This window comes from Pseudomonas furukawaii (assembly GCF_002355475.1).
GTDB classification, from domain to species: domain Bacteria; phylum Pseudomonadota; class Gammaproteobacteria; order Pseudomonadales; family Pseudomonadaceae; genus Metapseudomonas; species Metapseudomonas furukawaii.
Genome location: NZ_AP014862.1, coordinates 542,885 through 564,375 on the forward strand (window position 1 = coordinate 542,885; position 21,491 = coordinate 564,375).

The following is a 21,491-nucleotide window of genomic DNA, read 5'->3' on the forward strand; positions in this document are numbered from 1 at the left end:
GTTGTGCGCGGAAAAGAAAACCCCCGGGCTGGCCGGGGGTTGTCTATGTCGCTTACTCGTCGAGGAAGGAACGCAGGTGCTCGCTTCGGGACGGGTGACGCAGCTTGCGCAGCGCCTTGGCTTCGATCTGACGGATACGCTCGCGGGTGACGTCGAACTGCTTGCCCACTTCCTCGAGGGTGTGGTCGGTGTTCATGTCGATGCCGAAACGCATGCGCAGCACCTTGGCTTCACGGGCAGTGAGGCCGGCCAGGACTTCGCGGGTGGCTTCCTTCAGGCTTTCGACGGTGGCCACGTCGATCGGGGACTGCATGGTGCTGTCCTCGATGAAGTCGCCCAGGTGCGAATCCTCGTCGTCGCCGATCGGGGTTTCCATGGAGATCGGTTCCTTGGCGATCTTCAGGACCTTGCGGATCTTGTCCTCGGGCATCTCCATGCGCTCGCCAAGCTCTTCCGGGGTGGGCTCGCGGCCCATCTCCTGGAGCATCTGGCGGGAGATGCGGTTGAGCTTGTTGATGGTCTCGATCATGTGCACCGGGATACGGATGGTGCGCGCCTGGTCGGCGATCGAGCGGGTGATCGCCTGGCGAATCCACCAGGTGGCGTAGGTCGAGAACTTGTAGCCGCGACGGTATTCGAACTTGTCCACCGCCTTCATCAGGCCGATGTTGCCTTCCTGGATCAGGTCGAGGAACTGCAGGCCGCGGTTGGTGTACTTCTTGGCGATGGAGATCACGAGGCGCAGGTTGGCCTCGACCATCTCTTTCTTCGCCCGGCGAGCCTTGGCTTCACCGATGGACATGCGGCGGTTGATGTCCTTGATTTCGTTGACCGTCAGTTCGACTTCCTGCTCAAGGTCCACCAGCTTCTGCTGGTTGCGCTTGATGTCGTCGGACAGGCGGCCAATGGCTTCGGCGTACTTCGCTTTGCCGCTGGCCAGGCCGTCGGCCCAGGTCAGGTCGACTTCGTTACCCGGGAACAGGCGCAGGAAGTCGGCGCGGGGCATGCGGGCATCGCGGACGCAGAGCTGCATGATGGCGCGTTCCTGGGCGCGGACGCGGTCCAGGGCGCTGCGAACTTTCTCCACCAGCGCGTCGAATTGCTTCGGCACCAGCTTGATGGGCATGAAGAGCTCGGCCAGGGCCAGCAGTTCCGCAATGGCCTCCTTGCTGCTGCGGCCATGCTTCTTGAGCGCCTTCTTGGCTTTCTCGAGCTGCTCGGACACGGCGGTGAAGCGGCGAAGGGCTTCTTCCGGGTCGGGGCCACCATCGCCCTCGTCCTCGGAGTCGTCGCTTTCGCCTTCTTCGTCTTCTTCGTCGTCGTCCTTGGTCTTGGCGGCGGCGTTGTCGTCCTTGAGTTCAGGCTCGACTTCTTCGGCCGGCAGGGTGCCGTCATCAGGATCGATGTAGCCGTTGAGTACGTCGGAGAGGCGGCCACCTTCGGTGGTGACGCGGTGGTATTCGCTGAGAATGCCGTCGACGGCTCCGGGGAAGTGGGCGATAGCGCTCATCACTTCACGGATGCCTTCTTCGATGCGTTTGGCGATTTCGATCTCGCCTTCGCGGGTCAGCAGCTCCACGGTGCCCATTTCACGCATGTACATGCGCACTGGGTCGGTGGTGCGACCGATGTCGGTCTCCACCGCGGCCAGGGCGGCGGCGGCTTCTTCGGCTGCGGCTTCGTCGGTGTCGGCTTCGGCCAGCAACAGGGCATCCGCATCCGGGGCACTCTCGAATACGTTGATCCCCATGTCGTTGATCATGCGGATGATGTCTTCCACCTGTTCCGGATCGGAAATATCCTCCGGCAGGTGGTCGTTGACCTCCGCGTAAGTCAGGTATCCCTGCTCACGGCCACGGGCGATCAACTCTTTGAGGCGAGACTGCTGTTGCGCTTTTCCGGACATAGCACCCTATCCACTTAAGGTCTTGGCGGGCTAAAAACAAGCCGAGGATTATACCTGATCCGGGGCCTCACGCGCCAGTTGAGGTCGGTGTCAGGGGGGACGTGTTGCGGCTGAGGAGGTCGCGCAGCTGATCTTTTTCCTCTGCGCTCAGTTCGCTTTGCCGCGCTTTCCGCAGCAGACTTTCCAGGCGGCGTTCCCGCTGGCGGGCCGATAAGCTAGTTATAGTGTCGAAAAACTGTTGTTCAAGGTTGTCTTCGGAAATCAGCCATTCCTTCTCCGCCAGCGCCCTCAGCAGACGGCCCTGTTCGGTACCGTGCCAGCGGGCGATCAGCTGCAGCGAGCGGAGTTTCGGATTCTTTTGCACGGCCTCGACCAAGGCCACCATCAGCTGGGCATAGGTGTCGTCTTCGGCGGCGAAATGGGCGGCATCTTCCACCTTCTGGGCGAGCGAGGGATGGTGGAGCAGGGTGCGCAGCGCGGTCAGGGTGGGGGTTTCCACCTTCACTTCGGTGCGCGGCGGCCGCTTGAAGTCGTCGCGGCCCTGCCGGTTCCACTTCTTGCCGTCCTTCTTCCAGTCGCCCTTCTTCCATTCCTTGCGCTGGCCGCCCTGCTGCCAGTCTCCCTGGGGCTGCGCCGGCGCCTCGAAGTAGTGGGAAGGGTCCACGTCGTGCTGCTGGTCGTCATAACCGGAAAAACTTTCGTAGTAGGCATCTTCCGACGTCCCGTGAACATCCTGGCTGGCGCTGCCGCTGGGCATGCTTCGGGCCAATTGGCCCAGGGCGTCACCATTCAGGCCTGTGATTTCGGCCAGGCGCTGACGCATCAGGACTTTCAGGTTGGCGCCGGGTATGCGCTCGATCAGCGGGGCGGCGAGCGTCGCCAGGTGCGCCTTGCCTTCCAGGGAGGCGGGGTCGGCTTCCAGCGTCAGTTGCTGGAAGAAGTAGTCGGCCAGGGGTTGGGCGTGCTGGGTGATCCGTGCGCGGAAGGCGTCGGTGCCTTCCTTGCGGACCAGGCTGTCGGGGTCTTCGCCTTCCGGCAGGAAGAGGAAGCGCGCGCGTCGGCCGTCTTCCAGGCTTGGCAATGTGGCCTCCAGGGCGCGCCATGCGGCCTTGCGCCCGGCCTGGTCGCCATCGAAGCAGAAGAGGATGCTCGGCACCAGGCGGAACAGGCGCCGAACGTGTTCTTCGCTGGTGGCTGTGCCCAGGGTGGCGACCGCATTGCGCAGGCCCTGTTGGGCAAGCGCGATGACGTCCATGTAGCCCTCGACCACCATGATTTCGTCGAGGTTGCGATTGTGCTTGCGTGCCTCGAACAGGCCGTAGAGTTCCTGCCCCTTGTGGAACACCGGGGTTTCAGGGGAGTTCAGGTACTTGGGCTTGTCGTCGCCGAGTACGCGGCCGCCGAAGGCGATGATCCGGCCGCGACTGTCGCGTATCGGGAACATCACACGGTCGCGGAAACGGTCGTAGCGCTTGCCCGTGTCGGCGTTCTCGATCAGCAGGCCGGCGTCGATCATGTGCTTCTGTTGCAGGCTGTCGCCGCCCATGTGCTTGAGCAGGTTGTCCCAGCCGGGCGGGGCGAAGCCGAGTGCGAAATCACGGGCGATCTCGCCGGTCAGGCCGCGGCCCTTGAGGTACTCCACCGCAGCCTTGCGGGTGGGGTGTTGCTTCAGGGCGTGACGGTAGTAGTCCGATGCCGCGGTCAGCAGGGCGTAGAGTGGTGAGTCGCTGGGCTGTCGTGGTCGGTTGCTACGCCCGGCGCCTTCTTCCCGGGGAACATCCAGGCCTGCGCGCTTGGCCAGTTCCTCGACCGCCTGGGGGAAGTCCAGGTGGTCGTGGTCCATGATGAACCCGAGGGCGTTGCCGCCGGCGCCGCAGCCGAAGCAGTAGTAGAACTGCTTGTCCGGGCTGACGCTGAAAGAGGGCGTTTTCTCGTTATGGAAGGGGCAGCGCGCGGTGTAGTTCTTGCCGGCCTTTTTCAGCTGCACGCGCGAGCCGACCACTTCGACGATGTCGGTGCGGTTCAGCAGGTCGTCGATGAAGCCTTGGGGAATCAGGCCGGCCATAAAGGGGCTGCTCGGGTCGCGGAAAGGGTCAAAGCATACTCGCGCCAGGGCGGAGTGGCGACAGGCGGGAGCATGGTCCCGGAAAGCAAAAAACCCCGCGATTCGCCTTGGCGAAGCGGAGTTTTCCGTGTGCCCATCATGCACTCGCCCGGCCAGGGCCGGGCGATGCTGGAGCGTGCAGCTGAGAGGTTAACTCAGTACAGGCGCTCGCGGCGACGCTGTTCGCGCTGCACTTTCTTGGCGTGACGCTTGACGGCGGCAGCGGCCTTGCGCTTGCGCTCAGCGGTGGGCTTTTCGTAGAACTCGCGGCTACGGACTTCAGCCAGTACACCGGCTTTCTCGCAGGAGCGCTTGAAACGACGCAGGGCTACGTCGAAGGGTTCGTTCTCTTTAACTTTGACGGCTGGCATCCAGGTCGTACCTTCATCAATTACCGAATGGTCGACGCATTCCGGCAATAGCAGGCTCAGTGCGTCGGATTTCAAGGGCTGCGGATATTAACGCCTTGGGCCTTGGAATGCAAAGCCTTCAGTCGAAAACCGCTGGTCGGCGAGAGGGGCGAGGATTATGATTCGCGGCTTCTCGAATTACCAGGCCAGAAAGGCTCGTTCCCATGCTAGTGCTGGGGTTGGAAACCTCCTGCGACGAAACCGGCGTCGCCCTATACGACAGTGAGCGCGGCCTGCTGGCCGATGCGCTGTTCAGTCAGATCGACCTGCACCGGGTCTACGGCGGCGTCGTGCCTGAACTCGCCTCCCGCGACCATGTGAAGCGCATGCTGCCGTTGCTGCGCCAGGTGCTGGAAGAGGCCGGCCGTACCCCCGAAGACATCGATGGCATCGCCTATACCGCCGGCCCCGGACTGGTGGGAGCGCTGCTGGTCGGTGCGTCCTGCGCCCAGGCGCTGGCCTTTGCCTGGGGCGTTCCGGCACTGGGTGTGCACCACATGGAGGGCCATCTGCTGGCTCCCATGCTGGAAGAGCAGCCGCCGCAGTTCCCGTTCGTCGCCCTGTTGGTTTCGGGCGGGCACACCCAGTTGGTCCGGGTCGATGGCATCGGCCGCTACGCCTTGCTGGGCGAGTCGGTGGATGATGCCGCCGGCGAGGCCTTCGACAAGACCGCCAAGCTGATCGGACTGGGTTATCCCGGTGGCCCCGAGATCGCTCGTCTGGCCCAGAGCGGTACCCCGGGCCGCTTCACTTTCCCTCGCCCGATGACCGATCGTCCGGGGCTGGACTTCAGCTTCAGCGGCCTCAAGACCTTCGCCCTCAATACCTGGCAGCAATGCCGCAATGCTGGGGACGACGGCGAGCAAACCCGTTGCGACATCGCTCTGGCCTTCGAGCAGGCGGTGGTGGAGACTCTCACCATCAAGTGCAAGCGGGCCCTCAAGCAGACCGGCTTGAAGAACCTGGTGATCGCGGGAGGCGTAAGTGCCAACCAGTCGCTCCGCCAGTCCCTGGCGCGGATGCTGGGAGAGCTGAACGGCGAGGTGTTCTACGCCCGCCCGCGCTTCTGCACCGACAACGGCGCCATGATTGCCTATGCCGGTTGCCAGCGCTTGCTGGCGGGGCAGCAGGACGGCCCGGCAATCACCGTGCAGGCCCGTTGGCCGATGGAGCAGCTTCCCGCCATCTGACCGCTGTGTACGCGGTGTTCACTCGGATGCATCAGAAATGCCGTTCGCGTCCGGCGAAAAGGTCGCGTAGATTGCCGCGATGGCGCCAGACGATGAGTGCGGTGAGTACCGTCATCGGCAGCAGGGCGCCGGGTTGCCGCCAGGCCAGCAGTGGCAGGGTGAGCGGCGTGGCGATCAGGGCGGCCAGGGAACTGGTGCGGGTCAGGTAGAAGGTCAGCAGCCAGGTGCTGATGGCCAGCAAGGCGGCGGGGGGATAGAGCCCCAGGAGCATGCCGGCGGCAGTGGCGACGCCCTTGCCGCCGCGGAAGCGGAAGTACAGCGGATACAGGTGCCCGAGTACAGCGGCAAGGCCGATCCAGGCCTGCTGTTGGATACCCAGGCCGCAGAGGTGGGCGATCAGTACCGGCAGCAGGCCTTTAAGCAGGTCGCCGAGCAGGGTCAGGATCGCGAGTTTCTTGCCCGCCACCCGCAACATGTTGGTGGCGCCAGGGTTGCCGGAACCCTGGGCACGCGGGTCGCCCGTGCCGAACAGCCGGCTGAGCAGAATGGCGAAGGACAACGATCCGAGCAGGTAGGCGAGAGTCGCCAGCAGCCAAAACATGGTATCCATTCCGGGGCGAGGAAGTCCCGATTCTAGCGGGGCAGCACTGACGTGGACATGGTTTTCATCGAAGGTCTGGAAGTCGACACCGTCATCGGTGCCTACGACTGGGAGCGCAGCATTCGCCAGTGCCTGCGCCTGGACCTGCAGTTCGGCTGGGACAATCGTCCCGCCGCGGAAGGCGATGACCTGGAGAAGGCCCTCGACTATGCCTCTGTGTCCCAGCGTATCCAGGCGTTCGCCGCCGAGTCCCAGTTTCTTCTGGTTGAGACCTTCGCCGAGCGCCTGGTGGCGCTGCTGATGGCCGAGTTCAATATCCCCTGGGTCCGCCTGAAGTTGCACAAGCCGGGGGCCGTCCCGGCTGCCAGCAGCGTTGGTGTGGAGATCGAGCGCGGATGTCGCTGACGCGTATCTACCTCGGGCTCGGCAGCAATATCGAGCGCGAACGCAACCTGACCGCCGGCCTCGACGCGCTGGCGGTATTCCTTCATGACCTGCGCTGCTCGCCAGTGTTCGAGAGCCTGCCGGTCGGTATTCGCAGCGGCAACTTCTTCAACTTCGTGGTGGAGGCGAAGACCGACCTTCCCTTGCATGAACTGGATCGCCGGCTCAAGGACATCGAGGCCGATAACGGCCGCTATGCGCCAGGTCGCAAGGGGTTGCCGCTGGACATCGACGTGTTGCTCTACGGCGATCGCGTCGGCAACTTCGACGGCCTGGTCCTGCCCCGCGCCGAGGTGCTTAAGAACGCTTTCGTGCTCTGGCCCCTGTCGATCCTGGCCCCTGACACCCTTCATCCGGGCGAGGAGCGCAGCTTCGCCGACCTCTGGGAGTCGTCCGCCATTCAGCAGGCGCTCTGGCCGGCCTCCTTCCGTTGGCACGGTGTCGAGCTGACTCCCGTCACGCTGCTGCAGGCCTACCCCGCGCCGGCCTGAGGTGCTCAGGTCGGGCGGTCGGCTGCGCTATTCCGCCTGTAGTCTTCCAGTGCCGCCAGCCGAGCCCGCGTCAGGGCCTGGCCCAGTTCCGCGCCTTTGAAGCCCTGTTCCAGCAGCGGCTGGACGGCCACCGCTCGCGCGACGGAAGCCGCACCCAGCAGGTACGCCGATTGTGGGTAGTCGCGCTGTTCCAGCCCGGTGCGTCCACGGGCATCCATTTCAGCGGCGGCGACGAATTCCTCGAAGCGCTGTGGGCGGCGGAATACGTCGAAGGCCTGCAGCAGCTCGAGCAGCGTCGAGGCGCGCAGCTCAAGGGCGCGGTGGGCGTGGGTGTGGTACTCGCCCACCAGCAGGGCCAGTTCCTGGCAGTCGCGGGGGGCCTTGCAGCGTTCGTTCACGGCCTTGATGAGTTTCAGGCCGCGTACTTCATGGGCGACATGGCGGGGCCATTCCGTCTCGGGAGTCAGTCCTTTGCCCAGGTCGTGGAGCAGGCAGGCCCAGCGCACGGTCAGGGGTTGCTCATGCTCTGCGCACTGGCGCAGAACCGCCAGGGTATGCAGGCCAGTGTCCACTTCGGGATGATGCTGCTCCGGCTGGGGCACGCCGAACAGGCGGTCCAGTTCGGGCATCCACGCGGCCAGGGCGCCACTGTCCCGCAGCACCTGGATGAAGATGTCCGGGCGCGGCTCCATGAGGGCGCGGGAAATTTCCTTCCAGCTGCGCTCGGGTGTGAGAGCGTCCAGTTCGCCGGAGTCAGCGATCTGTCGCATCAGTTCGAGGGTTTCGCCGGCGACCTGGAAGCCTAGGGGGGCATAACGGGCCGCGAAGCGTGCCACGCGCAACACGCGCAGCGGGTCTTCGGCGAAGGCCGGGGAGACGTGGCGCAGCACCCGGGCCTCGAGGTCCTTCCGTCCGCCGTAGGGGTCGATGAGGCGGCCGTGCTCGTCTTCGGCCATGGCGTTGACCGTGAGGTCGCGGCGGATCAGGTCCTGTTCCAGGGTGACGTCCGGGCTGGCGTGGAAGGTGAAGCCGCCGTAGCCACGTCCGCTCTTGCGTTCGGTGCGTGCCAGGGCGTATTCCTCGCCGGTTTCCGGGTGCAGGAACACCGGGAAGTCGGCGCCCACCGGGCGAAAGCCCTGTGCGGCCATCTCTTCTGCGGTAGCGCCTACGACCACCCAGTCGACTTCGCTTACCAGGCGACCCAACAGGCGATCGCGAACCGCGCCGCCCACTTTGAATATCTGCATGTCTTGCCTCCGTGGACGCGGAGGATAGCAGCCCGGCGCGCAGCGGGGAGCGGTCCGGCCGGTGCGATCAGGGTGCTGTCCATCGGTTCGGCGCTGCCACGGACGGGGCCGGCACCGACGAGCTGGAGGATGCGGATCTGCTGGGCGGGTGCAGGTGACTAGCGCCGGGCGCATCTGAGGAGGGCTTCCATGAGACATGGCCGCATGCTCGGCGAGTGCCGGCATGCGGTCACATGATCAAATGGGTGGAATGATCAGGTCCAGGCGCGGGTATTCCCCGTCCTCAGTGCGTTCCCCCTTTGGGGGAACATGGTGGACTCCGGTGATCTGTTCGCCGTAGCGGGTCTCCAGGTGGACGTCGAAGCCCCAGAGCCGGTGAAGGTGCTTGAGCACGTCCTCGGTGGATTCACCCAGGGGTTTGCGGTCGTGCTGCTGGTGGCGGAGGGTCAGCGATCGGTCGCCCCGGCGGTCGACGCTCCAGATCTGCACATTGGGCTCGCGGTTGCCGAGGTTGTACTGGGCGGCCAGTTGCTCGCGGATCACTCGATAGCCCGACTCGTCGTGGATGGCCGGAACCAGCAGTTCGTCCTTCTGGTCGTCGTCGAGGATGCTGAACAGCTTGAAGTCGCGGATCACCTTGGGCGAGAGGAACTGCAGGATGAAGCTCTCGTCCTTGAAGCTCTTCATGGCGAACTTGAGGGTGGAGAGCCAGTCGCTGCCAGCGATGTCGGGGAACCAGCGCTTGTCCTCCTCGGTGGGGTCTTCGCAGATGCGGCGGATGTCGCGGTACATGGCGAAGCCCAGTGCGTAGGGGTTGATGCCGCTGTAGTAGGGGCTGTCGAAGGATGGCTGGTAGACCACGCTGGTGTGGGACTGGAGGAACTCCATCATGAAGCCCTCGGTGACCAGGCCCTCGTCGTAGAGGTCGTTGAGGAGGGTGTAGTGCCAGAAGGTGGCCCAGCCCTCGTTCATCACCTGGGTTTGCCGTTGCGGGTAGAAGTACTGGGCGATCTTGCGCACGATGCGCACGATCTCGCGCTGCCAGGGCTCCAGCAGCGGAGCGTGTTTCTCGATGAAGTAGAGGATGTTCTCCTGGGGTTCGGCCGGGAAGCGCTGGTTGTCCTTCTCGCCGCCTTTGCCGGCGCCCTTGGGGATGGTGCGCCAGAGGTCGTTGATCTGCTTCTGCAGGTGTTCCTCGCGCTCCTTCTGCCGGCGCCGCTCCTCTTCGGCGGAGATGGGATAGGGCCGCTTGTAGCGGTCGACGCCGTAGTTCATAAGGGCGTGGCAGGAGTCCAGCAGGTCTTCCACCGCGTCGATGCCGTGGCGCTCCTCGCACTGGGTGATGTACTGCTTGGCGAACACCAGGTAGTCGATGATGGAGCTGGCGTCGGTCCAGGTGCGGAACAGGTAGTTGCCCTTGAAGAAGCTGTTGTGGCCGTAGCAGGCGTGGGCGATCACCAGCGCCTGCATGGTGATGGTGTTTTCCTCCATGAGATAGGCGATGCAGGGGTCGGAGTTGATCACGATCTCGTAGGCCAGGCCCATCTGGCCGCGGGTATAACCCTTTTCGGTGGCGAGGAAGTGCTTGCCGTAGGACCAGTGGTGGTAGCCGATGGGCATACCCACCGAGGCGTAGGCGTCCATCATCTGCTCGGCGCTGATCACCTCGATCTGGTTCGGATAGGTGTCCAGCGCATAACGCTCGGCGATGCGGCTGATCTCGCGGTCGTAGGTGCGGATCAGGTCGAAGGTCCATTCGGACCCCGTGGAGATGGGCTTGCGTTCCTTCTTGCTGGCACTCATGTCACGCCTCCCTCAGGTCACGAGCCGGCGTTGGAACAGCTCGCGGAACACCGGGTAGATATCCGACGCCGAGACGATCTGCTGCTGGGCGAAGGTGTCGTCGAACGCTTCGCAGACCTGTTCGTACTCGTACCACAGCGCCTGGTGCTCGCGCGGGGTGATCTCGACGTAGGTGTAGTACTGCACGAACGGCATGATCTGCTTGATCAGGATATCCCGGCAGATGGGTGAATCGTCGTTCCAGTTGTCGCCGTCCGATGCCTGGGCCGCGTAGATGTTCCATTCGTTGATGGGATAGCGCTCGGCCATGATCTCCTGCATCAGTTTCAGGGCGCTGGAGACGATGGTGCCGCCGGTCTCGCGGGAGTAGAAGAACTCTTCCTCGTCCACCTCGCGGGCGCTGGTGTGGTGGCGGATGAACACCACCTCGATCTTGTCGTAGTTCCGCTTGAGGAACAGGTAGAGGAGGATGAAGAAACGCTTGGCGATGTCCTTGGTGGCCTGGGTCATGGAGCCGGATACGTCCATGAGGCAGAACATCACCGCCTTGGAGCTGGGGTTGGGCTGCTTCACCAGCAGGTTGTACTTGAGGTCGAAGGTATCGAGGAAGGGCACGCGCTCGATCCTGGCGCGCAGTTTCGCGATCTCCGCTTCCAGCTCCTGAATGTCGCTGAAATTGTCGGGTTCTTCGCGCTTCAGGCGGGCCAGTTCCTCCTTGGCTTCCCGCAGCTTCGCGCGGCTGGAGCCGGAGAGGGCGATTCGCCGGGCATGGGCCGAGCGCAGGGTGCGGACGATGTTGATGCGCGAGGGGTTGCCCTCGTTGCTGATACCGGCGCGCACGGTCTTGAAGGTATCGGCGCCGGTCAGGTGACGCTTGACGAGGTTGGGCAGTTCCAGGTCCTCGAACATGAAGTCGAGGAATTCCTCCTGGGTGATCTGGAATACGAAATCGTCCATCCCCTCGCCCTGGTTGCTGGCCTTGCCGCTGCCGCGTCCCCCTCCGCCGCCCTGCGGACGTGGGATGCGGTCACCGGTGGTGAACTCCTTGTTGCCGGGGTGGACGATGGTCTGCCGGCCGCCCCGGCCATGGTGCAGGACGGGCTCGTCGATGTCGCGACCGGGAATGCTGATCTGCTCGCCGTGCTCCATATCAGTGATGGAGCGGCGGCTCACGGCCTCCTCAACGGCCTTCTTGATGTGCTCGCGATAGCGCCGCAGGAACCGCTGGCGGTTCACGGTGCTCTTGTTCTTGCCATTCAAACGCCTGTCGATGACATAGCTCATAGATGCCCCTCCGGGGCAGCGCCAAGTTTCACGCCGCAAGCTGCAAGGGGGCGATCCCGCTTGCGGCTTGCAGCTGACGGCTTGTGGCTGCGATTACTGCGACTTGCGTACCCGCAGGTACCATTCGGACAGCAGGCGAACCTGTTTCTCCGTGTAGCCGCGCTCGACCATGCGTTTGACGAAGTCGTTGTGCTTCTGCTGTTCCTCCTTGCTGCCCTTGGCATTGAAGCTGATGACCGGCAGAAGGTCTTCGGTGTTGGAGAACATTTTCTTCTCGATGACCACCCGCAGCTTCTCGTAGCTGAGCCAGCTGGGATTCTTCCCGTTGTTGTTGGCTCGGGCGCGCAGCACGAAGTTGACGATCTCGTTGCGGAAATCCTTCGGGTTGCTGATGCCGGCGGGCTTCTCGATCTTCTCCAGTTCCTCGTTCAGGGCGACACGGTTGAGGATCTCGCCGGTTTCCGGGTCGCGGTATTCCTGGTCCTGGATCCAGAAGTCCGCGTACAGCACATAGCGGTCGAAGATGTTCTGGCCGTACTCGCTGTAGGACTCGAGGTAGGCGGTCTGGATCTCCTTGCCGATGAACTCGATGTAGCGCGGCGCCAGGTATTCCTTGATGTAGCGCAGGTAGCGTTCGCGTACCTCGGCCGGGAACTGCTCCTGCTCGATCTGCTGCTCCAGGACGTAGAGCAGGTGCACCGGGTTGGCCGCCACCTCATGGGGGTCGAAGTTGAAGACCTTGGAGAGGATCTTGAAGGCGAAGCGGGTGGACAGGCCGTTCATGCCTTCGTCCACGCCGGCCGAGTCGCGGTATTCCTGGATGGACTTGGCCTTGGGGTCGGTGTCCTTGAGGTTCTCGCCGTCGTACACCCGCATCTTCGAGTAGACGTTGGAGTTCTCAGGCTCCTTCAGGCGCGAGAGCACGGAGAACTGGGCCAGCATGCGCAGGGTGTCCGGGGCGCAGTGGGCCTTGGCCAGGGAACTGTTGATGAGGAGCTTGTCGTAGATCTTGATCTCGTCGGTGACCCGCAGGCAGTAGGGCACCTTGACGATGTAGATCCGGTCGATGAACGCCTCGTTGTTCTTGTTGTTGCGGAAGCTGTGCCATTCCGACTCGTTGGAGTGGGCCAGGATGATGCCGCTGAAGGGCAGCCCGCCCAGGCCTTCGGTGCTGTTGTAGTTGCCTTCCTGGGTGGCGGTGAGCAGCGGGTGCAGCACCTTGATCGGGGCCTTGAACATCTCGACGAATTCCATCAGGCCCTGGTTGGACCGGCACAGTGCGCCTGAATAGCTGTAGGCGTCGGCGTCGTTCTGCGGGAATTCCTCCAGCTTGCGGATATCCACCTTGCCCACCAGCGAGGAGATGTCCTGGTTGTTCTCGTCACCCGGCTCGGTCTTGGCGATGGCGATCTGGTTGAGGATCGAGGGGTAGAGCTTGACCACGCGGAACTTGCTGATGTCACCGCCGAACTCGTTCAGGCGCTTGGTGGCCCAGGGCGAGATCACCGTGCGCAGGTAGCGCCGGGGAATGCCGTACTCCTCCTCCAGGATGGCTCCGTCCTCGTCGGGGTTGAACAGGCCGAGGGGCGACTCGAAGACCGGCGAGCCCTTGATGGCGTAGAAGGGGACGCGTTCCATGACCTGCTTGAGTTTTTCCGCCAGGGAGGACTTGCCGCCCCCCACCGGCCCCAGCAGATAGAGGACCTGCTTCTTCTCTTCCAGGCCCTGGGCGGCGTGGCGGAAGTAGGACACGATCTGGTCGATGCACTCTTCCATGCCATGGAAGTCGGCGAACACCGGGTAACGCCGGATCACCTTGTTGGAGAAGATCCGCGACAGTCGTGGATCGGCCGACGTGTCCAGCAACTCTGGCTCCCCAATGGCCATGAGCATGCGTTCGGCGGCGGTGGCGTAAGCGCTGCGATCCTGTTTGCACAGGTCCAGATATTCCTGGAGGGAATATTCCTCCTGGCGGGTCGCTTCGAAACGCTGTTGGAAGTGGCTGAAAATGCTCATGACGTCACCTCGCTGGAAACAGGAAGCCGGCGCGGGGTCGGTTGTGCGGGTGCGGGCGGTCAGCCGAGGAAGGTCGGCCGATGGAAATCCCCCAGAACACCTCAATGGTCGCTGCCGATGGCCCGGAGCCGGTGTACCGGCTCTCCCCTTTTTTGGATGGCCTGAGCTAAGAGTAGCCCGTTCTCGGCGAGGTCAAGGATGACGGAACGATAACAAGGGATTACCGTCCGTCGGAGAAATGGCGCCAAGCCACGCGTGGCGCGGGGTTGCGCCACGCGGAAAAAAATTTCAATCGGTGCCGCCCTGGGCGACATCCCCGGGATAGACGCTTCGCCACAGTTCGAAGCCCCCATCCAGGCTGTAGACCTCGGAAAAACCCTGGTGGGCGAGGTAGGCGGCTGCCCCCTGGCTGGAGTTGCCGTGGTAGCAGGCGACGATCAGCGGTTTGTCGAAGTCGGCGTGGGCGATGAAGTCCGCAAGGGAGTGGTTGTCCAGGTGGCGGGAGCCGCTGATGTGCCCTTGGGCGAAGCTCTGCGGGTCGCGGATGTCCACAACCACTGCACCCTGTTCGCGCAGGTCGTGGGCCCGTTCCGGGGCGATGCGTTGGAATTCACTCATGGTGGTTCTCCTGGCAGCTGCAACTGATGCGCTGGCCGCTGTCGATGTTCAGCAGGGTCATGGTGCCACCCCATACGCAGCCGGTGTCGAGGGCGAAGAGCCCGGGTTCGTTGCACTGGCCTTCCAGGGCCGCCCAGTGGCCGAAGATGATCTTCTGTCCGTGGGTCTTGCGGTTGGGGAAGCTGAACCAGGGGGCGTATCCGGGCGGCGCCGTGCCGAGGCCTTCCTTGGTCTTGAGGTCCAGGGTTCCGTCGGCCTTGCAGAAGCGCATGCGGGTGAAATAGTTGGTGATGACCCTCAGGCGAGTGACGCCGTGCAGGTCCTTGTCCCACTTGGCGGGCTCGTTGCCGTACATGCCGTCCAGGAACAGCGGCAGCCGGGCATCGTCCTGCAGGGCTTCTTCTACTTCGGCGGCGCGCTTGAGGGCCTTCCTCAGGGTCCACTGGGGGGGGATGCCGGCATGCACCATGGCGATGTCGCGCTGCTCGTCGTAGTGCAGCAGCTTCTGTCGGCGCAGCCAGTCGAGCAGGTCGGCCCGGTCGGGGGCGTCGAGGATTTCCCTCAGGGTATCGGCCTTGCGCAGGCGTTCTATGTTGTGGGCCACGGCCAGCAGGTGCAGGTCGTGGTTGCCCAGGACGCAGACCACGGAGTCCCTGATCGAAAAGAGGAAGCGCAGAGTCTCCAGGGACTTGGGGCCGCGATTGACCAGGTCTCCCACCAGCCAGAGCCGGTCCTTCGCCGGGTCGAAGTGCACCTGATCCAGCAGGCACTTCAGTTGATCGAGGCAACCCTGGAGGTCGCCGACCGCGTAAGTCGTCATGGATGTCCCCTCAGTGCAGGGCGCCGGGAACGGCCAGGCGGAAGGGGGCGATGGGGGCGTCGAAGCGTTTGCCGTCGTCGGCGACCATCTGGTAGCTGCCCTGCATGGTGCCCACCCGGGTCGCCATGACGGTGCCACTGGTGTAGGTGTGGCTGGCGCCCGGGGCGATGAGTGGCTGCTGGCCGACCACGCCGGCGCCACGGACTTCCTGCACATGGCCGTCACCGTCGGTGATCACCCAGTGCCGGCTCAGGAGTTTGGCGGGCCGCTCACCGTTGTTGGTGATGGTGACGGTGTAGGCGAAGGCGAAGCGGTTCTGCTCCGGCTGCGACTGTTCCGGGAGGAAGCGGGTGGCGACGCTGACATCGACCTGGTAGCGGGAATCGGACACGCGGGCACTCTCGAATAGCTGGGTACTGAGTCTAGGAGTCGGGCTGGGACGCGGCCAGTTGGTCGGCCAGGCGGACGAAGGCGGCCAGGTCGAGCTGCTCGGGGCGCAGCCCGCCGTCGACGCCGGCGGCTTCGATGGCGGCGGCGTCAAGCAGGCCCTTGAGGGTGTTGCGCAGGGTCTTGCGGCGCTGGTTGAAGGCCTCGCGGACGACGCGTTCGAGCAGGGCGGGATCCTTGGCAGGGTGCGGCAGCACTTCATGGGGCACCAGGCGCACGATGGCCGAGTCCACCTTGGGCGGCGGATTGAAGGCGCCGGGGCCGACGTTGAACAGGTGCTCCACCCGGCAGTGGTACTGGACCATGATGGACAGGCGACCCCAATCGCCACCGCCCGGCTCGGCGGCCAGGCGCTCGACGACTTCCTTCTGCAGCATGAAGTGCATGTCGCGGATCAGGTCGGCGTGGGCCAGCAGGTGGAAGATCAGCGGGGTCGAGATGTTGTACGGCAGGTTGCCCACCACGCGAAGGCTGTGGGGGGCGGCATCGAGTCGGCGGAAATCGAACTTGAGCGCGTCGCCCTGGTTCAGGCGGAAGTTCGGCAACTGGCCGAAACGATGCGTGAGGATGGGGATCAGGTCCAGGTCCAGCTCGATCACGTCGAGCTGCGCGCCGCTAGCCAGCAGGCCTTCGGTCAGGGCGCCCTGACCCGGGCCGATTTCCAGCAGGCGCTCGCCTTCCCTCGCGTGGATGCTGCGCAGGATGCGATGGATGATGCCGGCGTCGTGCAGGAAGTTCTGGCCGAACCGCTTGCGCGCGCGGTGTTGGTAGTGATCTGGCATTGCGGGCTCCGAGGGGAGCAGCTTGAAGCCTGTGGCTAGAAGCTGGAAGCGGGGAAAAGCGCGCAGTCTACAGCATTGCGCCGATCAGGCCGAAGTGCGGAGCTGATCGGCGGCTCGCTCAGCCTCGACTGCCGGCCATCTGATAGGCGGTCTCCAGCGCCACCTCCAGGCTGCCGCAATCGATGTCGCCGGTGCCGGCAAGGTCCAGGGCGGTGCCGTGGTCCACCGAGGTGCGGATGATGGGCAGGCCGAGGGTGACGTTCACCGCCGCGCCAAAGCCCTTGTACTTGAGCACGGGCAGGCCCTGGTCGTGGTACATGGCGAGCACGGCGTCACAGTGCTCCAGGTGCTTCGGGGTGAAGAGGGTATCCGCCGGCAGCGGGCCCACCAGGTTCAAGCCTTCGGCGCGAAGTCCCTCAAGGGTCGGCTCGATGATCTCCAGTTCTTCCCGTCCCAGGTGGCCGCCTTCCCCGGCATGGGGGTTGAGGCCGCAGACGAGTATGCGCGGACGGGGGATGCCGAACTTTTCCACCAGGTCGGTGTGCAGGATGCGGCTGACACGCTGCAGGCGCTCGGGTGTGATGGCGGCGGGGACGTCCTTCAGCGGCAGGTGGGTGGTGACCAGGGCGACACGCAGTCCCCGCGTGGCCAGCATCATGACCACCTGGCGGGTGGCGGTGAGGTCCGCGAGGAACTCGGTGTGACCGGAGAAGGCGATCCCGGCCTCGTTGATCACGCCCTTGTGCACCGGCGCTGTGATCATGCCGGCGAAGTGCCCGTCCAGGCAGCCCTGGCCGGCGCGGGTCAGGGTTTCCAGCACGTAATCGGCATTCCGGGGGTCGAGCTTGCCGGGGTATGCAGGGGCGCGCAGCGGAGTGTCCCAGACATAGAGGCTGCCTGCGGGCGCCGGAGCATCGGGCAGGGCGTCGGGGTCGATGGCGATCAGTCGGATGTCCACGCCGAGTTCGGAGGCGCGTCGCTCCAGCAGGTCGAGGCTGGCCACGGCGATCAGGGCGTGGGGCTGGGCATTGCGGGCGAGCAGCAGGCAGAGGTCTGGGCCGATGCCGGCGGGTTCACCGGGGGTGAGGGCGAAGCGGAGGGTGGTCATGGCGAGTCCTGTGCAGGGGGCCGATACGCTGGCGGCGATTGTACCGCCAGCGCGTGGCCGAGACTCGCTCGGTATTACAGCTTGGTTTCGACGTAGGCTTCGTCGCGGATCTGGCGCAGCCAGGCCTGCAGCTCTTCGTCGTACTTGCGGTTACGCAGGATGTTCATCGCTTGCTGCTCGCGGAACTGCTCGCTGCTGTCGGTGGCACGACGGCCGAGGACTTCCAGCACGTGCCAGCCGTAGGGGCTCTTGAACGGCTTGGAGAGCTTGCCGGCCGGGGTCTGGGCCATGACTTCGCGGAACTCCGGCACCAGGGCGTTGGGGTCGATCCAGTTCAGGTCGCCACCGTTGAGGGCCGAACCCGGGTCCTCGGAGAAGGCCTTGGCCAGCTCGCCGAAGTCCTCGCCGGACTGGATGCGCTCATACAGGCGCTCGGCCAGGCGGCGGGTATCCGCTTCACTGCGGATTTCGCTGGGCTTGAGCAGGATATGGCGGACATGCACTTCGTCGCGTACCTGGGTCTCGCCACCGCGCTTGTCCAGCAGCTTGAGGAGGATGAAGCCACCCGGGGTGCGGACCGGCTCGGTGACCTCGCCCACTTGCAGGGCGCTGATCATGCCGTCGAAGGGAGGCGGCAGCTGGGCGGCCTTGCGCCAGCCGATCTCGCCGCCTTCCAGCGCGGTCTCGCCCGCGGAGCGGGAGATGGCCAGCTGGGCGAAGTCGGCGCCTTGGCGCAGTTGCTGGTAGAGCTCCTGGGCCTGGCGCTCGGCCGACTGGATGGTGCTCGGCGAGGAGCCCTCCGGCACCGGGATCAGAATATTGGCCAGGCGGAACTCTTCGGACAGTTGCAGCTTGCCCATGTCGGATGCGAGGAAGTTCTGCACTTCCTGGTCGGTGACCTGGATGCGCTCGGCGACGCGGCGTTGGCGCACGCGGCTGATCACCATCTCGCGGCGAACCTGGTCGCGGGCGTCTTCATAGGAGAGGCCGTCGCTGGACAGGGCGGCGCGGAACTGGTCCACGCTCATGCCATTGCGCTGGGCGATGGCTTCGATGGCCTGGTTCAGTTCCTCGTCCGCGATGCGGATACCGGAGCGATCCCCGATCTGCAGCTGGATGTTCTCGATGATCAGGCGTTCCAGCACCTGCTGGCTCAGCACATTCTCGGGGGGCAGCGAGGCGCCGCGCTTGGCGATGGTCTGCTGCACTTCCCGCAGGCGCTGGTCCAGCTGGCTCTGCATGATCACGTCGTTGTCGACGATGGCGACCACTCGGTCGATGGGGCGAACCTCGGCATGGGCGAGGCCGCCGAGGAGAACTGCGCCCAGCAGCAGCGGGCGCAGGCGATTAGCGAGCTTGTTCTTCACGTTCACGGTAGCCTTGAATGCCTTTGTCCAGGAAGCTTTCGGCCTTGTTGCCGACGATGCCGCCGAGGCCCTTGAGCACGATCTGCAGGAAGATCCCGCGGTCGCCGCTGTTGTTGGTGGTGTCCGGCGTCTGGTCGAACTCGTCGTAGTCGACCCAGTAGCGGTTGATCAGGCGCAGCTTCCAGCAGCAGCTGTCGTACTCGAAGCCGCCGAAGGCTTCCAGGGTGCGATCGCGGTTGTAGTCGTACTGCCAGCGGGCGATTGCGCTCCATTGCGGGACCAGCGGCCAGATGACGGAGAAGTCATGCTGGCTGATCTTGTAGTAGTCCTCGATGAAGTTCGCGCTGCCCGGGGTGCCGAAGTCGCCGCCGCCCACGACCCAGTTACCGGTGGACTGGTCGTAGCGCACGGTGTCGTTGCGGTAGCGGTAGCCGGCGTTGACCACCTTGTTCGGGTTGTCTTCAGGCTGGTAGTGGAACATCGCACTGCCCGAACGGGTGCTGTGAGAGTCCGGGTCCCAGTTGAAGGTGGAGTTGATGCGCCAGTCGCGGTTGAAGCGGTACATGTACTCCAGCGCATAGGGCGATACTGAGGCCTGGGCGTCGTCACGGGTCTTGTAGTCGATGCCCGGCAGCTGCACCTTGCGGTCTTCGAAATAGAAGGCCTGGCCGATGCTGAAGCGCTGGCGTTCGAAGCCGTTGGACTCGATCCAGCGGTTGGTCACACCCAGGGAGACCTGGTTGGCGTCGCCGATGCGGTCGCGGCCGGAGAAGCGGTTTTCGCGGAACAGGGAGGCGTAGCTGAAGGTCGACTCGCCGGTGTCGAACACAGGGATATCGGTCTGGTCTTCCTCGGGGACATAGAGGTAGAACAGGCGCGGTTCCAGGGTCTGGGTGTAGTCCTTGCCGAAGAACTGGGTCTTGCGGTCGAAGTACAGGCCGCTGTCCACGCTGTAGATGGGCACGCTGCGATCTGGGGCATCGTCGAAGGCAGACTTGGCGATGCCGCCCTTCGTGAGGTCGAAGCCTTGTGCGTCCAGATCCAGGTCGTACTGGGTATAGGCGTACTTGACCTGGGGTTTGAGGAAGCCCCAGGTCCAGTTCATCGGCAGGCTGACGCTGGGCTCCAGGTGGGCACGGTCGCCATTGGCGCGGGCCAGGCCGCGGATGTTGTTGTCGTTCCAATTGGTCAGGTTGCCGTCGATGTCGCTGAACTGGCCGTCGCGCAGGTTGCGGTCGAAGCGCACGAACTCGGTGCTGTAGGCGAAGTTCAACCCTGCCGGCTTGAAGGGCAGCGCGCCGTCCAGGGTGATCTGCGGCAGGCGATCGTAAGGGGTGATATCGGTGATGGTGGCCAGCTCGTAGGCGTGCGCGTTGAGCTTGGCGGTGTAGCCGTTGCCCCGGTAGGTCAGGGTGCCGCGCTGGTTGACGTAGGTGGGCGCGTCCACACCCAGGTCGGTGTCCAGGTCCTCGAAATAGTAGGGGTCGCTGATATCGGTGTAATCCACCTCGGCCAGCAAGCGGGAGTCCAGGCCGCCGGTGTGTTTCCAGTGGTACAGCCAGCGCTTCTTCTCGTACTCGGACATGAGCTCGCGCTCATCTTCCTTGTCGTTCAGGTAGGCGCCGCCCAGCTGGCCCTCGCTGCTGTGGGTCAGGTAGCGGAACTCGCCTTCCATCAGCAGGCCGCGCTTGGACATATAGCGGGGGTAGAGGGTGGCGTCGTAGTTCGGCGCCAGGTTGAAGTAGTAGGGCGTGACCAGCAGGAAGCCGGTGTCGCTGCTGCTGCCGATGGTGGGCGGCAGGAAGCCGGACTGGCGACGGTCGTCGATGGGGAAGTAGATGTACGGGGTGTAGAACACCGGAATGTCCTTGACCCGCAGGGTGACGTTGGTCGCCGTGCCGAAACCGGTGGCCGGGTTCAGCTTGATGTTGTTGCCCTTCAGGTGCCAGGCGTTGTCGCCCGGTTCGCAGCGGGTGTAGGTACCGTCCTTCAGGCGGATGATGGCGTCTTCCTGGCGCTTCGCATACAGGGCGCTACCGCGGGTGTGGGACTGGTGCAGCACGTACTCGGCGTTTTCGACCTTGGCCTCGCCGTTGTCCAGTTGCAGCTCGGCGCGGTCGCCGACCACCAGGGCGCCCTTGTCGCGCAACTTGACGTTGCCCAGCAGCTCGCCACGGTTCTCGGCCTGGTGGAGATTGGCCTCGTCGGCCTCCACCTGCATGCTGCCCTGGCGCAGGACCACGTCACCGGCGAGGGTCGCCACCTGTTGCTCCTGCTCATAGCGCGAGGCCTTGGCGGAGATGTAGGTGGGCGCGTCCTCCATCGGGGTGTCGTCGTTCATGCCCGGGCGGGTGGGCTCGACATAGGCGCCGGCGCAATAGGGGCCGGCCTCGGCGAGTTGCGCGGGGGTCAGTTGGTCCCGGGGGACCCAGTCCATATGGCTGAAGTCGGCGCTGCGGGAAGCCAGGCCTTTTCCGCCGGCCTCGGTGACCAGCGTTGCCTTGTCGCCCTGGGCTTCGCCTTCGGCAGCCGGGGCCGCACCGATGGTGGAGCTCACGGCGCTGTCACTGTGAACGGGACGTGGTGGCAGGTTCTCTACACTGGCCTTGGGCGCGCACGCCCAGCCGCCGGTGGCGGATGCCTGGCAGTCGAATTGCTCTGCGGCGACGACGAATGAGCTGGCTACGGGCTGGAGGGCCAGCAGGCTGCCGGTCACCAGCAGGGGGAATTTCTTGCGAAACGCGGGAGATCTTACTGCCATCTTGTTAGTCCGGGCTTCCTGCGCGCCTTCGGCCCGCTGGGGCCGCACGCCTCTCGATGGGCTGAAAAAGATGCTGGATAATAAAGCATGAC

18 protein-coding genes are annotated in these 21,491 nt (G+C 64.4%); 3 read left to right on the forward strand and 15 right to left on the reverse strand.

The window, feature by feature from the left end:
* Window positions 1-52: 52 nt before the first annotated feature.
* The 3 genes from rpoD to rpsU form a co-directional block, all read right to left on the reverse strand.
* Window positions 53-1,906 carry an RNA polymerase sigma factor RpoD gene (gene rpoD / locus KF707C_RS02460; RefSeq protein WP_003450767.1) on the reverse strand — a complete coding sequence of 618 codons (1,854 nt, stop codon included), beginning with the start codon at window positions 1,904-1,906 and terminating at the stop codon, window positions 53-55.
* A 67-nt stretch (window positions 1,907-1,973) separates the two neighbouring features.
* A complete protein-coding gene (dnaG, locus tag KF707C_RS02465) occupies window positions 1,974-3,971 on the reverse strand; it encodes a DNA primase (protein WP_003450765.1) in 1,998 nt (665 codons plus the stop codon).
* A 194-nt stretch (window positions 3,972-4,165) separates the two neighbouring features.
* Window positions 4,166-4,381: a 30S ribosomal protein S21 gene (gene rpsU / locus KF707C_RS02470; protein WP_003085057.1), complete on the reverse strand. Its 216-nt coding sequence runs from the start codon at window positions 4,379-4,381 to the stop codon at window positions 4,166-4,168.
* Between the two features lie 203 nt (window positions 4,382-4,584).
* Here rpsU and tsaD point away from each other — a divergent pair, with 203 nt between their 5' ends.
* Complete coding sequence (gene tsaD / locus KF707C_RS02475) at window positions 4,585-5,610, forward strand: tRNA (adenosine(37)-N6)-threonylcarbamoyltransferase complex transferase subunit TsaD (protein ID WP_003450763.1); 1,026 nt, start codon at window positions 4,585-4,587, stop codon at window positions 5,608-5,610.
* A gap of 31 nt (window positions 5,611-5,641) precedes the next feature.
* On the opposite strand, the gene plsY is transcribed toward tsaD, so the two are convergent.
* A complete protein-coding gene (gene plsY, locus KF707C_RS02480) occupies window positions 5,642-6,211 on the reverse strand; it encodes a glycerol-3-phosphate 1-O-acyltransferase PlsY (protein ID WP_003450762.1) in 570 nt (189 codons plus the stop codon).
* Window positions 6,212-6,262: 51 nt separating this feature from the next.
* Here plsY and folB point away from each other — a divergent pair, with 51 nt between their 5' ends.
* Both folB and folK read left to right on the forward strand, forming a co-directional pair.
* Window positions 6,263-6,616, forward strand: coding sequence for a dihydroneopterin aldolase (gene folB, locus KF707C_RS02485; protein WP_003450760.1), 354 nt, complete (start codon window positions 6,263-6,265; stop codon window positions 6,614-6,616).
* Window positions 6,607-7,146 carry a 2-amino-4-hydroxy-6-hydroxymethyldihydropteridine diphosphokinase gene (folK, locus tag KF707C_RS02490; protein ID WP_003450759.1) on the forward strand — a complete coding sequence of 180 codons (540 nt, stop codon included), beginning with the start codon at window positions 6,607-6,609 and terminating at the stop codon, window positions 7,144-7,146. The genes folB and folK overlap by 10 nt, the downstream gene beginning before the upstream one ends.
* A gap of 5 nt (window positions 7,147-7,151) precedes the next feature.
* Here the strand turns inward: folK and KF707C_RS02495 are convergent, their stop codons facing one another.
* The 11 genes from KF707C_RS02495 to KF707C_RS02545 all read right to left on the reverse strand — a co-directional run bounded on the left by KF707C_RS02495 (window position 7,152) and on the right by KF707C_RS02545 (window position 21,399).
* Complete coding sequence (locus KF707C_RS02495) at window positions 7,152-8,393, reverse strand: multifunctional CCA addition/repair protein (RefSeq protein ID WP_003450757.1); 1,242 nt, start codon at window positions 8,391-8,393, stop codon at window positions 7,152-7,154.
* Window positions 8,394-8,630: 237 nt separating this feature from the next.
* Window positions 8,631-10,196 (reverse strand): SpoVR family protein, encoded by a 1,566-nt coding sequence (locus KF707C_RS02500; protein WP_003450755.1) that lies wholly within the window; start codon window positions 10,194-10,196, stop codon window positions 8,631-8,633.
* A 12-nt stretch (window positions 10,197-10,208) separates the two neighbouring features.
* Entirely contained in the window at window positions 10,209-11,480 is a 1,272-nt protein-coding gene (locus KF707C_RS02505) for a YeaH/YhbH family protein (RefSeq protein ID WP_003450754.1), read from the reverse strand.
* A 93-nt stretch (window positions 11,481-11,573) separates the two neighbouring features.
* On the reverse strand, window positions 11,574-13,496 hold the full coding sequence (locus KF707C_RS02510) for a PrkA family serine protein kinase (protein WP_003450752.1): 1,923 nt from the start codon (window positions 13,494-13,496) through the stop codon (window positions 11,574-11,576).
* A gap of 288 nt (window positions 13,497-13,784) precedes the next feature.
* Window positions 13,785-14,114 (reverse strand): thiosulfate sulfurtransferase GlpE, encoded by a 330-nt coding sequence (glpE, locus tag KF707C_RS02515; RefSeq protein ID WP_003450750.1) that lies wholly within the window; start codon window positions 14,112-14,114, stop codon window positions 13,785-13,787.
* The gene (locus KF707C_RS02520; protein WP_003450747.1) at window positions 14,107-14,934 is read right to left on the reverse strand and encodes a symmetrical bis(5'-nucleosyl)-tetraphosphatase; all 828 of its coding nucleotides are present in this window, start codon (window positions 14,932-14,934) and stop codon (window positions 14,107-14,109) included. The genes glpE and KF707C_RS02520 overlap by 8 nt, the downstream gene beginning before the upstream one ends.
* 10 nt (window positions 14,935-14,944) lie before the next feature.
* Window positions 14,945-15,325 (reverse strand): Co2+/Mg2+ efflux protein ApaG, encoded by a 381-nt coding sequence (gene apaG, locus KF707C_RS02525; RefSeq protein WP_003450745.1) that lies wholly within the window; start codon window positions 15,323-15,325, stop codon window positions 14,945-14,947.
* 31 nt (window positions 15,326-15,356) lie between these two features.
* Window positions 15,357-16,163, reverse strand: coding sequence for a 16S rRNA (adenine(1518)-N(6)/adenine(1519)-N(6))-dimethyltransferase RsmA (gene rsmA, locus KF707C_RS02530; RefSeq protein WP_003450743.1), 807 nt, complete (start codon window positions 16,161-16,163; stop codon window positions 15,357-15,359).
* A 118-nt stretch (window positions 16,164-16,281) separates the two neighbouring features.
* Window positions 16,282-17,271 (reverse strand): 4-hydroxythreonine-4-phosphate dehydrogenase PdxA, encoded by a 990-nt coding sequence (gene pdxA, locus KF707C_RS02535; RefSeq protein WP_003450741.1) that lies wholly within the window; start codon window positions 17,269-17,271, stop codon window positions 16,282-16,284.
* Between the two features lie 74 nt (window positions 17,272-17,345).
* Entirely contained in the window at window positions 17,346-18,638 is a 1,293-nt protein-coding gene (locus tag KF707C_RS02540) for a peptidylprolyl isomerase (RefSeq protein ID WP_085986650.1), read from the reverse strand.
* Complete coding sequence (locus tag KF707C_RS02545) at window positions 18,619-21,399, reverse strand: LPS-assembly protein LptD (protein WP_003450737.1); 2,781 nt, start codon at window positions 21,397-21,399, stop codon at window positions 18,619-18,621. The genes KF707C_RS02540 and KF707C_RS02545 overlap by 20 nt, the downstream gene beginning before the upstream one ends.
* Between the last annotated feature and the right edge of the window lie 92 nt (window positions 21,400-21,491).